Below are 16,559 nucleotides of genomic sequence, written 5' to 3'. Positions count from 1 at the left end.
TTTGGTTAAACGCGGAAGTATAAACCTAAGTTAGCACGACTTACACCGGATCAGGATTTATACTTTACTTGGCCTGTTCATACTTATGGGGCTTGCCGTCTTGTGCATCTTCAAAGCCTCTCACCACATCATCCCAACCGGAAATAATATATACAGCAATTGCCACGGCAGCAGGTAGCGCATGTTCGTTCTTTTCTTTGTTTTCACAGATGATTACCTTATAAGTTTAGCATTCCACAATATAATAAAATCAACATAAAATATATATAGGTTATACTATATAAACACAGTTTTATACTTGCGTTTATACTTGCTGCCGCAGCCATACCATTTAAAGCTTAGATTGTTTACCTTCAGAGCTTAATCCATACTTCATCACCCTTATATCTCACCTATGACCAAAACAAAAGATCTGCTTCGGCCCTTTGCGCTGCTGCTGGCCCTGTGCCTATGTGCGCTGCAAAGTATGGCCCAGCGGGTAAATGAAGATTCGCTCTACATCCGCCAGCATTACGAAAAGGCCGAGTACCAGATCCCGATGCGCGACGGCAAAAAGCTGTTCACGGTGGTATACGCGCCGAAGGACAAGAGCAAGAAGTACCCGATCCTGATGAACCGCACGCCTTACTCGGTGGGCCCCTACGGTGAAAGCTACAAGACCAGCCTCGGCCCCAGCCCTAACCTGCTGCGTGAAGGCTACATTTTTGTGTACCAGGATGTGCGCGGCACCTACATGTCGGAAGGTGCGTTTGTGAACATGACGCCGCACCTGACCAAAAAGAAAGGCAAAAAGGATGAAGACGAGAGCACCGATACCTACGACACGGTGGACTGGCTGGTGAAAAAGCTCGATAGCGACAACGGCCGCGTGGGCCAGTGGGGCATCTCCTACCCCGGCTTCTATGCCGCCGCCGGGCTCATGAGCAACCACCCCGCCCTGAAGGCCGTGTCGCCGCAGGCACCCATTGCCGACTGGTTCTGGGACGATTTTCACCACAACGGCGCCTTATTCCTGCCGCACGCCTTTAACTTTCTGGCCAGCTTCGGGCTGCCACGCCCCGAGCCCACCACGCAGCGCAACCCGCGTTTCGACCACGGTACTCCGGATGGCTACGAATTCTTTATGCGGATGGGCCCGCTCAAGAACGCGAACGAGAAGTACCTGAAAGGCAATGTGGCGTTCTGGAACGATATCGTAGCGCACCCCAATTATGATGACTTCTGGCAGGCACGCAACATCCTCCCGCACCTCAAAAACATAAAAGGCCCTGCCGTGATGACGGTGGGCGGCTGGTACGACGCCGAGGACCTGTATGGACCACTCAAGATTTACCAGACCATCGAAAAGAACAACCCGAAGCTGACGAACATGCTGGTGATGGGCCCCTGGGTACATGGCGGCTGGGCCCGCACCGACGGCTCCAACATCGGCAATGTATACTTTGGGCAGGGCAACTCCGATTGGTACCTGAAGGAAGTAGAAGCCAAATTCTTCAACCACTACCTGAAAAACAACGCCAGGCAACCTGTGAAACTACCAGAAGCTATTATGTTTGAAGGTGGCAACAACACCTGGCGCGAGTTTGAAGTATGGCCGCCCAAGCAGGCGCAGGAGCGCGCCTTATACTTGCACGCCAACGGCAAGCTCAGCTTTGAGACTCCGGCAGCAGGAGAAACAGAAGCCAGCGAGTTTATCTCCGACCCGGCCAAACCGGTTCCTTTTACAGAGGCCACAACCGTTGGCATGACGCGCGAGTACATGACCGACGACCAGCGCTTCGCCAGCCGCCGCCCCGATGTACTAACCTTCCAGACGGATGTGCTGACCGAGGACCTGACCTTGGCAGGCGAGATTCTGGCCCAACTGAAAGTGGCTACCACCGGCTCCGACGCCGACTGGGTAGTGAAGCTGATCGATGTGTACCCTGATACAGCGCAGGCAAACCCGCACCAGCCGAAGAAGGCCATGGGCGGCTACCAGGCCATGGTGCGCAGCGAGGTGTTTCGCGGCCGTTTCCGCAACAGCTTCGAGAAGCCAGAGCCGTTCACGCCAAACCAGGTAACGGCGGTAAACGTGGAACTGCAGGATGTCCTCTATACTTTCAAGAAAGGCCACCGTGTAATGGTACAGATCCAGAGCACCTGGTTCCCGCTCATAGACCGCAACCCGCAGAAGTACGTGGATAACATCTTTGAAGCCAACGAGGAGGATTTCATCAAGGCTACCCACAAAGTATACCACTCGCCGCAGCAACCCACCAGCCTGAAGGTAAAAGTGCTGTAAAGTATACTTGAGGAAGTATAAAGTATGAGCCCGCTGCATTAAAATGCAGCGGGCTCATCTATTTTGTAGGATTAACTTGTGCGGACAGGTCCCGACCTGTCCGCGCAAGAACAGCAGCTATGGAATTTATACTTTAGCCAAAGCAACCACCCCTGCCCCTCCTTGGCTAAGGAGGGGCAGGGGTGGTTGGACCCGGTACTTCAGAAACGCGGACAAGGATGTCCGCGGCAGTAAAAGATCCGGACAAGGATGTCCGAATCAGCTTTGCGTATAGACCAGGGCTAATTTTGTTTCAGCCAGTCGCTCGGACAGGTCAAGACCTATCCCTACAAACCCCCTACCCTTACAAATGCAAAAAGCCGGGCTAATAACCCGGCTCTTTTTCTTTAAACCCTATTACTCTATTTCTTCAATAGCTTGAAATTGTTGGCGATGCCATTCATTTCGGTGCGGACGAAATAGATACCTTTCGGCAGCGACTGCCATAATGTTAGTTTCTCTACCGAGCGACCTTTGCTCACTTCGATTTGCTTTGTCAGCACCGATCTGCCCATAGCATCCAGCACCTGCACGTTCAGTTTGCCGGCCTCGTCGGCGTTCAGTTCCAGCGTCACCTCGCTCTCAAACGGGTTCGGGGAAGCCTTCAGGCTGTAGCTGCTCACCTCACCAAAACTCACGGCCTTGGTGGTGAAATACTCGAATTTGCCATCCATGTCTATCTGTTTCAGGCGGTAGTAGCGTGTGCCATACTTGCCATTCTCAGTGTCTTTAAAAGTATAAACCTGTTTGATAACCGTGTTGCCGTTCTTAGTCGGCACAAAGTCCAGCTTGCGGAAGTTGAACCCGTCCTGCGACACCTGCACCTCGAAGCCGGTGTTGTTCTGCTCAGAGGCCGTGGCCCACTCCAGCAGCACGTTGTTGCCCTGCTTGGCCGCCGTGAAGTAGATGATTTCTACTGGGAGGGGGGTAATTTTATATGATTCCGTTCTGGAATACCCATCAGGCAGACATAAAGAAGACGGAGAAGCTGTAGCCGTGAACCTTATATCTGTTATCGGCTTGGCATCACTAACTCTATAAACAGGACCAACTTGAATTAGATCTTCCTCCCAAACTGTTTTACCGAATTCCATAATTTCCCACTTAAATGTGGGGTTATCTCCCATGTTAGTTACATTAGCTGTAAAGGTTTTTTCATCATCAGAAGCAGAAATTGAGGATGTTGTTGATGATTCTTGACTTGTACATGATCTTACAAGCCTTAAATTATCAATGTAGTATAAGCCATTATTATTCGAGGTTCGCACATTAACTTTAAACTTGGCATTACTTCGTACCTCATCTACATCCGGCAATAGGAACACTCTAGACACAACATTTGTATGGGGACTAAAGTCCCTGCTTTCCACAACCTCTTCTCTCTCTACACCATCTATGGTATATAAATAACTTACTGAAACATTTATAGTATGATTTCCCGCAATAGTGTAAATCTCGTCGTAGTTAAGGGTGTATTTGCTACTTGGGTACAAATTTATCTGAGATGTGGTTGTTATATACATATCTAGCCCCCTGGGATTCCCTTGTTCTCCGTCTAATAATAAGCGGCCACTATTGAACTCAGCAACTCCTTTTTTAACAGGCGTAGTTGTACCCCTCACGTATTCAATTCTTCCTTGATTGTCATAAATAATATTATGCCCGACGGTGACAGAATTTATATCTGTGGTAAAAGTGTAATTAAATTGATTAACATCAATGAGTGTTGCATCCTGTCCAACCGCATAAGCACTACTAAAAAAAGCAAACAGCAACAACGCCCAGAACAAACGGGCAGAATGAGTAAAAATTCGTTTCATAAAAAGGGGTTTAAAGGGTTTGGATAAATTGGTTCGGTTATACTTTGCGCTTCTGCTTCCGTACTCTTTAGGCAATAGAAAGCTACCCACGCTTTTGAGCGTGCTATTTTAAATCAGGATATTACCAGCTTTAGAAGCTTCCTGGCTAGGAGAACCTTAGTAGTGGGCTCTCCCTCTTATTGCACCAGTTTGCTACTGCTGGCAGTGCCTAACTGCCTTAAAATTTTACCTATTAATTACAGAAATGGTCTATTCGACAAGACAAGTATAAAGCAAAAAAGTGATAGGCTATATATATAAGCATTAAAATTTTAGACTAAACAAATCATTAATTGCACTTAAATTTAATAATAATCAAAATTTAACAAGTATATCATCAATATGAATATTCCATTCATTTAATACTTAATTCGATATACTCTATATAATATATACCTATATCCATACTTATTAACATCTTGTGTTATATTGCACCAAAATATTTTAAAATAAATGCAAAAGAGCCGGGTAAAATACCCGGCTCTTTCAGCTTTAAACCCTATTAATTTCTGTGTTACTCTTTCAGCATCTTGAGCTGGTGCATCTTGCCGTCCAGGTACACCCGGAGGAAGTATACCCCGTGCGGCAGGTTCCCGTTCATGTCGAGGCTTACGGTGTTGAATCCCTCTTCCACCTCCACGGTGCGCTCCATTAGCTGGCGACCCACGGCATTCCACATGGTTACCTGCACCTGTCCGCTGTTCTCGGCTGCTATGTCCAGCGTTACCTTGGTGGTGAAGGGGTTCGGGAAGGCTTTCACCTTGCTGGCCACCTCCGTAAAGGTTACGGCCTTGGTAGTGAAGTACTCGAACCTGCCATCCTCATCAACCTGCTTCAGGCGGTAGTAGCGGGTGCCGCGCTTGCCATTCTCCTTGTCAGTATACTGGTACAGCTGCTTGATGACCGTGTTGCCGTTCTTTGTCGGCACGAAATCCAGCTTACGGAAGTTGAACCCGTCTTGCGACACCTGCACCTCGAAGCCGGTGTTGTTCTCCTCAGAGGCTGTGGCCCACTCCAGCAGCACATTGTGCCCTTGTTTAGCCGCCGTGAAGTAGATGATCTCTACTGGGAGGGGAACTAGAGGGGCAGCTGTCACAAGAACTAACTGATTAAAGCAGAATTCACCGTTACTGATTGGGTTGATGGTCACCCTTACATCAAATTCTCCTGGCTCTACCTCTCTAATGGTAAGTGAATTGTCATTGGTTGAAATTGGCTCTCCCCACTCATTTGTCTCTTCGTTTCCAATTTCCCAGATATACTCAGCACTCAAGCCAAGATCACTAATCTGTGAATTAGCAATTACAGTAATAGACTCTCCTGGCATGATTGGATTTGATGCAGAAATAGGTCCATTATTGTTTACGACCAGCAACTCCTCAGCAGTAGGATCAACAAAAGGATTGATGGTTACTGTACTTGTTGCTGCTGCACTGCTAGTGCAGGACCTGCTGTCGGTAACCTTAACAGTGTAAATACCAGGCACTGTTGTTTGGAAACTGGCTGTAGTTGGCAATTCATCAGTCCAACCTGAAGGTACCGTCCAGATATAGGACGTGTAGGTGCCGGATCCTCCGCTTGGCACTGCCGTTACTGTGGCTAATGTGCCTTCGCAAACAGTTGGATTATCAACAGTTACAGTTGGCACTGAAAGGATACTTACGGTAGCGCTGCCACTCATAGTCTGAGGACATGCCGCTGTTGTTGCGTTTGCTACAGTGGTAGCTACTACAGTGTAAGTTCCTGCCTGCGTTTGGTTAGCAAAGCTAATGGCAGCGCCAGTACCTGCTACGGCAGGACCTACGGCAGTTGTGCCACGTAACAACTGGTAGCTTACTCCAGTCTGTGAGCCTGATAAGCCAATTGCTACACCTGGGCTATTAGCACATCGCTCTCCGCCTCCCGTTACAGTCTGTGTTAAAGGAGCAGGAGTAACATTTAGCTGTAGATCATCAGATGTAAGCACAGGTGGACAGGTACCTGTTACAACCACATAGTATAAGCCTGCATCAGAAGCGGTAGCATTAGCAATGTTAAGCGTAGCAGCGTTGGCACCAGAAATCCTATCGCCATTAGTTAATGGGCTTCCCGAACTGTTTGAACTATCGCTGGCGCGCTTGTACCACTGGTAAGTAAGACCTGTACCCGCTGCGTTTACGGATAGCGTAGCTGTACTGCCTACGCAAGTTGGACTTACGGAGACACTACTTATAGATGGCACAACGTTCACGTTCATTGTGACAGCAGAGGAGTTTGTCCCTCCCGCACATTTACTATTTGCTCGGTCCTGACTATCAACGTCAGACTTAAAAACAATAGTCACCACATCGCCCTGTACAAATCCTCCATTTGGACCAGCTGTTGTCCAAGACAATGCATCTGCGTTACCAGAATAGCTAGTGGTGGCTTGTGTAAACCCATTCACTTGCCACTCCAGCACAAGGTTGATGGTACTCCAGGAAGGAAATGCTCCTAACGTTGCTGTAAAGGTTACCTCCTCGCCAGGGCAAATCGGATTTTTACTGGCGTTCAGTGTTATCTCATAACCATTCAGTTGAGAAGTATAGGTTCTGCTAGATAGAACAGAGCTCATACTTGGACACGTACCTGAAGAAGTAACATATACAGCATAGTAATCTAGGGAAGATAAACCTGCGTTATCGAAGATAACCCGACCAGGACCTATTATATTATCCTGATTCTTAGTCCACTGATAGGTGAATGCAATTGGTGAGTTAGCATCGTTTACCCTTACCCCACTATTAATTATAGGGTTAAAATACCTATATGCATTCTGCTTAATAATTTCAGGTGTATTTGGAGGGAAAGGGTAATTAAGGTTAGCAACAGGTAACTGCTGCGGACCAATAGGGTTATTATTCTCGTCTACTGGATTACCATTCGCATCAGTTAAGTATGGGTAAATAATAGACTCTGCATCTCTAACTACATAAGCTTCATGCGACACATTATCGCCTTGGCAGAATGGTTTCGGGGTAGACATTACCAGCACCCTATACTGAGACTCACGTACGGTAACTGTTCTAGATACAGAACTTGTGCAACCACTACTATTAGTGAAGCTGTAGGTGATAGTATGCTGTCCAGCCCCTGCCGCGCAAGGAGAGAAGGAATAAACCCCATTAGTTAAAGTAATACCACGTCCGGTTGATGACGTGAAGGTTCCTCCAGCAGGTGAACCCCTCAGCGTCACGCTATTTTCCCCGGTATATAATATCTGACCAGCTGTGAGTCCTGTGAAGCTAACTGTTGTCAGCGGGTTAACAGTTACGGTCACTGCGACCCTGGAGCCGCTCTCGCAGCCCGTGGTGGCGTTGTAGCTGGCCGCGTAGAAAGTCGTGTTCGCGCTCACTGAGCGGCTCACGCTCAGACCCGTTTCCAGCAAGGTGCCTCCAGTTGCCGCGCTGTACCACCTAATTGTAGTGCCGTTGGCGCCTGGCGTGGCGCTCAGGGTTGAGGTTCCGGAGCCACAAAGAGCAGAAGGGCTAGCCGTAACGTTGGTGGCTGCAGCCGGAACTGGATTCACCGTCACGGTCACTGCGACCCTGGAGCCGCTCTCGCAGCCCGTGGTGGCGTTGTAGCTGGCCGCGTAGAAAGTCGTGTTCGCGCTCACTGAGCGGCTCACGCTCAGACCCGTTTCCAGCAAGGTGCCTCCAGTTGCCGCGCTGTACCACCTAATTGTAGTGCCGTTGGCGCCTGGCGTGGCGCTCAGGGTTGAGGTTCCGGAGCCACAAAGAGCAGAAGGGCTAGCCGTAACGTTGGTGGCTGCAGCCGGAACTGGATTCACCGTCACGGTCACTGCGACCCTGGAGCCGCTCTCGCAGCCCGTGGTGGCGTTGTAACCAGAGACAAAGTAGGTGGTAGTAGAACTAACTATTGGGTTATAACTTGTGCCTGTGGCGAGAAGCACACCGTCTGTGGCTGCACTGTACCAACGAGCGGTTGTGCTATTAGCGCCTAGCACAGCTGTCAGACTCACGCTACCGCCCCCACATAAAGGCGCAGGCGCAGAGACTGTTGGTGCTGCAGGCACAGCATTAACCGTAACGGTCACTGGTACCCTACCGCTCTCGCACTGTGTTACTGTGTTGTAGCTGGAAGCATAGAACGTGGTGGTGGCGCTTACTGTTGGAGAATAGCTAGTACCTGTCGCCAGCGGGGTACCTCCAGCTGCCGCGCTCCACCACCTAATTGTAGTGCCATTTGTGCCGGCGGTAGCACTCAATGTAACTGTCTCTGAGCCGCAAACCGAAGTAGCACTTGCCATCACATTAGTGGGAGTATCTGGAATCGGATTTACTGTAGCTACAACTTCAGTGCGCTGAGGGTTCTCGCAGTTCCCTGTTCCTGTAACAGCTATAAAGAATGGGGTAGTCTGATTTATACTTGTTGTGTAACTTGTGCCTGTAAATACAAGTTCATTGGCTGCGTTGTACCAATTATAAGTAAAAGTAGTAGAGGCATTAGAAATATTTAGTGTTACTTCGCCTGGCCCGCAACGGTCAACTGGCGCCACATTAACAGCAACAGTAGGTGGTAGAGGATAGGCTTCTAATACTATTACATCAGTGTCAGCTCCACAATCATTGTCACTATTTACAGTTAGCTGCACTCGCACTGTTCCTGAACCCGTCACATTAACCTGCGGTGTGAAATCGTTGTCTGCATTTTCGATTATAACTGCCGTGGCAGTACCTCCAACAATTTCCCAGCTCAAGAAAGTCCCGTTTTCTGCAAATCCGTTTAGAAGGAAAGTTGTAGTACCACTAGGATCCTGGCATCTTGGCGTTTCGGCAGCAATGCTTGCCACAGGCAAAGGTTTAATAGTTACCTCTACCTGAGTACGAAGACTTTCACATCCGTCACCAGCTCCTACTGCTGCAACATAATACAGTCTTGATAATTCAAGATCAGGTGTGTTGTAAGTAGCCCCTGTTGCTATAGGAGAACCTCCTGCGGCAACGGTGTACCACCTGTAAGTACCACCTTCTGGCGCACCTGAAGCTGTAAGAGTAACAGGTCCAGGTCCGCATCGTGAAACAGGTTCAGCAATTGGTGCATCCGGTAATGGAAGTATGGTTACCACCACAGCATTCGATGGCTCACTCACACACAAGCCTTCGCTCGTAATCACGACAGAGTAAGTACCTGCCTCCGAAACAGTTAAAGTTTGGTCAGTTTCTCCTATCAATACACCATTTTCATCACTCCATTGGTAAGTATAAACAACACCGGCTGGCGCTACATCTGCAGCAAGCACAGTAGTAGTGCCACTACAAATAGCCAACGGACCTTCAGGTATAACCGTAGCGACTGGTGTTTCAATTACAGTAGCTATAACTTGCACTCTGGCACTCTCGCAACCAGTAGCAGTGTTGTAGCTGCTTACATAAAAAGTAGTTGTTTCAGAAACAGTTGTTGTATAAGAACTACCCGTTGTAAATGCTGCGCCGCCGCTAGAAGCAGTATACCACCTTACCTGGTTGCCGTTAGAGCCAACTGTAGCACTTAGGGTTACTTCTCCTCCATCGCAAATTGCATCTCCGGTAACAGTAGGCGCTGCTGGAACCGGGTTAACCCTGACTTGTACAGGCACTCTGCCACTCTCACATGTAGTAGAGGCATTGTAACTGGAAACATAAAATGTAGTAGTTCCTGTAACGGAAGGTGAAAAGGAGGTTGCAGTAGCCAAAAGAGTTCCGCCTGATGGGGCATCGTACCATCGAGCTGTTGTACTGTTTGCTCCCAATGTGGCAGAAAGCGTTACGCTGCCAGGGCCGCAAATTGGAGCTGGGGCCTGCACTGTAGGCGTTCCAGGTACAGGGCTAACTGTTACCGTTACCGGCACTCTTGTGCTTTCGCACTGTGTTGTTGTATTGTAGCTGGCTGCGTAGAAGGCTGTGGTGGCGCTAACAGAACGACTTATGCTTGTGCCAGTGGCAAACGCCGTGCCCCCACTTGATACAGTGTACCATCGCACGTTCGTGCCGTTAGTGCCAGTGGCGGCGCTCAGAGTCACGGTTCCAGGACCACAAAGTGTTGTTGGGTTGGCAGCTACATTGGTAGGAGTAGCTGGTAAAGGGTTTACTGTAACCGTTACAGCCGTTCTTGTGGTACTTTCACAGCCGGTAGCGGTATTGAAGCTTGTTGCATAGAAAGTTGTAGTGGTTGTAAGGTTGCCGGTTGAGTAACTATTACCGGTTGCTAACAGGGTGCCACCAGTAAGTGCATTGTACCAGCGGATAGTGTTACTGTTTGCTCCCGGTGTAGCAATCAATGTGGATGACCCGGCCCCACAATGAGTTGATGGACTTGCTGTGGCATTTGTTGGTGCAGACGGAGTAGGATTGACTCTAACTACCACATTTTGGGTATTATTACAATCATTTGCTGCTAATGTATAAGTAAAAGTAACGTCTATAGGGTTAGCGGTTGTGTTTATTAATGCTTGACTAATATCACCCGAGCCGTTTGTTGCCCCGCCCGATATACCCGCCGGGGAATTACGCGTCCAATTAAAAGTTGTTCCTGTTACAGCACTGGTAGGGTTATAAGTAAAGGTTGCTCCACTGCAGATAGCAGCCGGTGTCAGCGTACTGCTCAGAGTAGGAGTTGGATTTATACTGAGAATGTTACCTGTACTAAAATTACCGCTATTACCTGAGCTAACTCTTGCTCTTACATATAAAGTACTTTGCTGTGTAAGTGCGTTTGCTGGGACGTTGAAAGTAGCGGTTGAGTTAGTGTTACTTATAGGAGTCAACTCAGTAAATCCAGCAGGAAACGTATTATCATATGAGAGTTGAAGGAATACAGTACCTGGTCTATTATTTAGGCTCCCAACTATCGTGATTTGAGTAGCAGTACCAGCTGTGAAGCACGGAGGAGTAACAGATGTAATATTCTGCCCCCACGCCACATTCCCCATCATCAGGAAAAGCAGGAGCAGCCAACTGGTTAAGTAAACTTTGCCAAGGCGGGCGCTGATGGCTTTGGCAATCAACTGAGTAAAACGTTGTTTCATAAATTTAGGGGATAATGCGTGGGTTTAAGGCTGTGTCGCTTTGGCCTTGGTTGATAAAAAGGTCAGGTGGATTGAAAGCTTAAATACTTTACAGTAGGGCAAAACATGGCTGGGCAATAGGTTTACCAGCCTTTTTTAACAGCTTAAACCCTATTGCAGATTGGCTAAATTATATTAACCAGTATTGTAAGGCTGAAGGAGCGCGTAAAAAGAGAGTTTCTAAGGGCTACTTCACGTCAGCTGGGCCTTATGGAGCGCCGCGCTTGCAGTGAAAGGCTGCGTAAACAGTCATACATGTCCTATTTCTATAGTTTATTTTACTATTTAAAGAACTTATACCCTTGCGGCTATATTTTGTTTCGTCTTCCGCCTACTATTTATTACAAAAATTATATATAAAGTATCAGAATTGCACACCTTTATTCTGCTATAAACTCCTGTAGTTTAGTCGCATAAGGAATTACATACATTCCAGCCTAGTTTCTCACCACGTGCCTATCCTGTAATTGCACTGAATTATTGATCCTTATAAATATTTATTTTTTTAATCCCAGCACTTTAAAGCATGGTTTTATAGTTCCTGTAGCCTGGGCAAGCAGTAGTTTTATACTTTGGCAGCAACAACTATCGGGAGTATAGCCACTGCACAGAAGGGTGAAGGAAAGTATAGAAAGGGCAAACAGGAAAAGCTCAGGTTCTGCTGATCCCTGATAACCAGCCGCATAAGCGAACAAAGTATAACTAGGCCAGCATCTGCAGCGCCACAAAGACTTGTACTGTTTGTGGAGCCACAAAGCTAAATTTGCTGTACCACATCATGGTAATTTATACTTGCAAAAGCCTCGGCAAAACAGGAAATTGCAGGAGCAACCAAATATCTAACCTTATACTTCACCCTTACTCATGAAAAACCTACGCGTACTTGCTGTGGCGGCTATGCTGGGCCTTAGCCCTGCCGTGGTGGCGCAGCAACCCGAGACGCCGCTCTCCTACTACCTGCCTGCCGAGATCAGCTATAACAACAACATCCCCACGCCTAAAGATATCCTGGGCTATAATGTGGGCGAGTGGCACGCCAGCCACGACCAGTTGGTGATGTTCATGCGCCAGATGGCCGTTGTATCAGACCGGATCAGCATGGTAGAGTATGGCCGCACCCACGAGAACCGCCCGCTGTATTTGCTCACCATCACCTCGCCTGAAAACCACCAGAACATTGAGCAGATAAAGGAGCAGCACCGCCAGCTCACAGACCCGGAAAAGTCGGGTAGCCTACGCATAAATGATATGCCGGCCGTGGTGTGGATGGGCTACAGCGTGCACGGTAACGAACCCAGCGGCAGCAACGCTTCCCTGCTGGCCGTGTACCACCTGGCCGCCGCGCAGGGGCCGGAGATAGAGAAGCTACTGGATGAGACGATCATACTTATAGACCCCTCCATCAACCCCGACGGCATGAACCGCTTTGCCAGCTGGGTGAACTCGCACCGCAGCAAAAACCTGGTTACCGACCCTAACAGCGCCGAGTTTGATGAAGTATGGCCGCGCGGCCGCACCAACCACTACTGGTTCGACCTGAACCGCGACTGGCTTCCGCTGCAGCACCCGGAGTCGCAGGGCAGGCTGGCCAAGTTCCACGAGTGGAAGCCGAACGTGCTGACGGACCACCACGAGATGGGCACCAACGCCACGTTCTTCTTCCAGCCGGGCATCCCGAGCCGCAACAACCCGCTCACGCCGGAGAGCAACTTTAAACTGACGCAGAAGATCGGCACCTACCACGCCAAGGCACTGGATAAGATCGGCTCGTTTTACTATACAGAGGAGAGCTACGACGACTTTTACTACGGCAAAGGCTCCACATACCCGGACGTGAACGGCGCCGTGGGTATACTTTTCGAGCAAGCCAGCTCGCGCGGGCATGCGCAGGAAAGCGTGAACGGGGTGCTGACGTTCCCGTTCACCATCCGCAACCAGTTTACCACTACCCTATCCACGCTGGAGGCGGCGCAGGCCATGCGCGAGGAGTTGCTGGCGCATCAGCGTGATTTCTACAAAAACGCCCTGGATGAGGCGAAGAAGGCGAAGACGAAGGCCTATGTGTTTGGCTCTGAGATGGACAAGGCGCGGGCTTACCACCTGGCCGAGATCATCAAACAGCACCAGATAGAAGTATACCGTCCGAAGGAGAGTTTTAAAATAGACAATGTTACCTATACGCCGGAGAATGCCTACATCATCCCGACAGGGCAGCCGCAGCACAGGCTGATTGAGGCGATGTTCGAGAAGCGCACCACTTTCCAGGACAGCCTTTTCTACGATATCTCCGCCTGGACTTTCCCACTGGCCTTCGATTTAGAGCACGCGGCATTGTCCTCCCGAAACTTTAAGAGCAACCAACTGGGGCAAAAGGTGGATAGCCTGGCTTTTCCGGCCGGTGAGGTAGTGGGCGGCAAAAGCGACTACGCCTATACTTTTGAGTGGCACGGCTACTACGCCCCGCGCGCCCTGAACCAACTCATGGACCGTGGCATTAACACCAGAGTGGCTACCGACAAGTTCAGCACCGCCGACGGCAAGCAGTATGACTACGGCACCATCCTGATACCTGTGGCTGGCCAGCATATCAATGCCGATGAGCTGCACCAGGTGCTGCAGGAAGTAGCGCAGCAAAACGCTCTGCAGGTATACGCCATGAACACCGGCTTCACGCCGCAAGGTATAAAACTGGGCAGCCCGATGATGCGCAGCCTGGAGCAACCCAACATCATGATGCTGATGGGTGATGGGGTGAACAGCTACGATGCCGGCGAAGCGTGGCACCTGATGGACGAGCGCTTCGGCATGCGACCGGTGCTCATTAAAACCGACGATTTTAACCGTGCATCCATAGACAAGTATAACGTGCTGGTGATGGCAGAGGGCTCGTACAGCAACATTTCCAAAGACAAGCTGCGCAGCTGGGTACAACGGGGCGGCACCGTGATAGGCATGGGCGGCGCGGCCAAGTGGCTGGCGGATAACGGCATCGGCAACATCACCTTCAAGAAAGTTGAGCCAGACACAATGGCACAGAAAGCCTACGCCGAGATGGCCGACTCAGAGGGAGCACAGGTGATTGGCGGGGCTATTTTTGAAACGAAGCTGGACCTGACGCACCCGCTGGCCTATGGCTACACCGATGAAAAGCTGCCGATCTTCCGCAGCAACACGCTGTTTATGGAACGCTCCAAGAGCCCGTACGCCAACCCCGTGATGTATACTTCGGAGCCGCTGCTGGCAGGTTACATCTCCAAGCCGAACCTGCAAAGGGTAAAAAATACCGCGGCGGTGGATGTATCGGCGGTAGGTGCTGGTAAGGTCATCGCGATGCCGGACAACCCGAATTTCCGCGCCTTCTGGTATGGCACCAATAAACTGTTCCTCAACAGCATCTTCTTCGGTCAGATTATCAGCGGCAACTCCGCCCGCGCTGAGGAAGCAGCACATTAAGAAAAGTATAGCAAGCTAAAAACTCCCCCTCTTCTTTTTTAGGAGAGGGGGAGTTTTGTTTTGGGGTTTCCATTCAGATGCCCTGCTGTTTCTGTAAACTTCTGCTGCTCCGGACATCTTTGTCAGGAACCTCTTCTGCTGCGGACATCCGTGTCCGCGTTTCTGCAGTGCCTGGTCCAACCACCCCTACCCCTCCTTATCCAAGGAGGGGAACTCTGTAACTGCTAAAACCAAAGTATAAGTTTTGTAGCTGCTGTTCATACACGGACAGGTTGCAATCTTTCCCCACAAAGTATAAACCCACCCCTACCCCTCCAAGGAGGGGAATTTAGTACTTGCTAAACTTTATTGTCATCTCGAATGTAATGAGAGATCTATCGGGAGTTCTAGAGAGATCCCTCCCAAAGATCGAGATGACAGTAAGGCCGTAGCTATCGAACTGATCCCAGTCCTTAGGTTGAGCGCCTTGTGAGATTCCGGTGCCCTGCAAGGGCATTGCGACCGAAGGGTAGCAAAGGAAGGGAACACAGCGCGATGCCAAAGGACGAGCCCCCTCGGGCTTGAGAGCACCAAACTATGAAATGAAACTGTAGGTTTATGGGAACTACAGGATCAGCAGAAGCTAGTAAGAATAGCTTGTATCAAGCGGAAGGAAGCAGCGGCTATGAAAGTATAACCGGCAAGTATACAAGTATAGCCAAAGTATAGCTCTGGCAAGTATAGCGAAGTATAGACAGGACTATGGAGCAGGTGGAGGCACAAGCGGACGCTTGCGCCAGGGGAAGTGTAAAAGTATAGCCAGCGCAAGTATAACACCACCAAAACAAGTATGGCCGGAGCAAACGCCCCGGCCATACTTGTTTACACTTTAAAGCTACTGCTACGGCATCCTGAACCCTAGCACAATCTCGTGCGAGCCGGCACTGTGGTGGCGCATGGGCGATACGGTGATGTCATAGGTATAGCTCAGGCGGTACTGCTCTTTAAACTGCACGCCAATCAATCCTACCACAGCGTCCTGGGTTCTGTAGGAAATGCCAGCCCACACCATGTCGTCGTAAACGGTTTTGCGGCGCTTGGTGAAGTGGTACTCGCCTCTTACATTAATATCCGCCTGTATGGGGGCGGGGGAAACGTACTTGAGCAGCACCGAGGGTGTCACCGTGATGTTGCGGTTCACATCAAAGTTATACCCACCCGACACAAACAGGTGGCGCGAGAGGCGGGCCGGGTCCTCGATCTCCTTGTTCTTGTTGATCTTGTTGCCCAGCACCTGGAACAGCGAAGCGCCCACAAAGAACTCCTCCGAGTGCAGGTACGTGCCCACACTCAGGTCCGGCATAAAGGCATTTATACTTCCCTGCTGCGTTACCGGGTCGCGCTCGTTGGAGCCATCCGCCAGGTGAATCTTGTTCTCATCGAATTTATACTGCTGCACGCCGGCAAACACACCCGAAGACAAGAATAACGTCCTGTTAAGCGGCACATGGTAGGCATACGATAGCAGCAAGCCGGTCTGCGAGATGGGCCCTGTCTTATCAGTATACACATAGCCGCCGGCCCCGTGGTAAGGCTTGGCCCTGCGGCCGATGCTGCGCTTAAACAAGGCTGTCTCGGCGCTCAGGTAGTAGGTCTGGGGCGCCCCGTCAAAGCCGGTCCACTGGTTGCGGTAGCCGGCTTTTATGTTCCAGTCTTTCTCCACCCCGGCCACGGCCGGGTTCAGGAGAAAGTAATTGGTCATGTACTGGCTATACAGCGCCTTCTGCTGCGCCACAGCTACCGAACCAACGAGCAGAAAGCAAAATAGGAGAATGTAATTTTTCATAACACGTCTTGTTTG

At 49.8% G+C, this 16,559-nt stretch carries 5 protein-coding genes and 1 pseudogene; 2 read left to right on the top strand and 4 right to left on the bottom strand.

Going from position 1 to position 16,559, the window contains the following annotated elements; all coding sequences use genetic code 11:
- Nucleotides 1-394 precede the first annotated feature (394 nt).
- Complete coding sequence (locus A3841_RS15120; RefSeq protein ID WP_073853365.1) at nt 395-2,284, top strand: CocE/NonD family hydrolase; 1,890 nt, start codon at nt 395-397, stop codon at nt 2,282-2,284.
- 401 nt (nt 2,285-2,685) lie between these two features.
- On the opposite strand, the gene A3841_RS20385 is transcribed toward A3841_RS15120, so the two are convergent.
- The 3 genes and pseudogenes from A3841_RS20385 to A3841_RS20860 all read right to left on the bottom strand — a co-directional run.
- Entirely contained in the window at nt 2,686-3,417 is a 732-nt protein-coding gene (locus A3841_RS20385) for a T9SS type A sorting domain-containing protein (protein WP_170866213.1), read from the bottom strand.
- Nucleotides 3,418-4,696: 1,279 nt separating this feature from the next.
- Nucleotides 4,697-5,278, bottom strand: a complete 582-nt coding sequence (locus tag A3841_RS20380) for a T9SS type A sorting domain-containing protein (RefSeq protein WP_170866212.1) — start codon at nt 5,276-5,278, stop codon at nt 4,697-4,699.
- Nucleotides 5,279-7,519: 2,241 nt separating this feature from the next.
- Nucleotides 7,520-11,131 (bottom strand): annotated as a pseudogene (locus A3841_RS20860) (immunoglobulin domain-containing protein); the annotation flags it as partial.
- Nucleotides 11,132-12,130: 999 nt separating this feature from the next.
- On the opposite strand from A3841_RS20860, the gene A3841_RS15100 reads away from it, so the two are divergent.
- Nucleotides 12,131-14,719 (top strand): M14 metallopeptidase family protein, encoded by a 2,589-nt coding sequence (locus A3841_RS15100; protein ID WP_073853359.1) that lies wholly within the window; start codon nt 12,131-12,133, stop codon nt 14,717-14,719.
- A gap of 880 nt (nt 14,720-15,599) precedes the next feature.
- On the opposite strand, the gene A3841_RS15095 is transcribed toward A3841_RS15100, so the two are convergent.
- Nucleotides 15,600-16,544: a PorP/SprF family type IX secretion system membrane protein gene (locus A3841_RS15095; protein ID WP_073853357.1), complete on the bottom strand. Its 945-nt coding sequence runs from the start codon at nt 16,542-16,544 to the stop codon at nt 15,600-15,602.
- Nucleotides 16,545-16,559: the final 15 nt, after the last annotated feature.

The organism is Pontibacter flavimaris (genome assembly GCF_001907195.1).
GTDB lineage: Bacteria > Bacteroidota > Bacteroidia > Cytophagales > Hymenobacteraceae > Pontibacter > Pontibacter flavimaris.
Note: the sequence above shows the minus strand (reverse complement) of the source record. Positions and strands in the feature narration are given on the sequence as shown.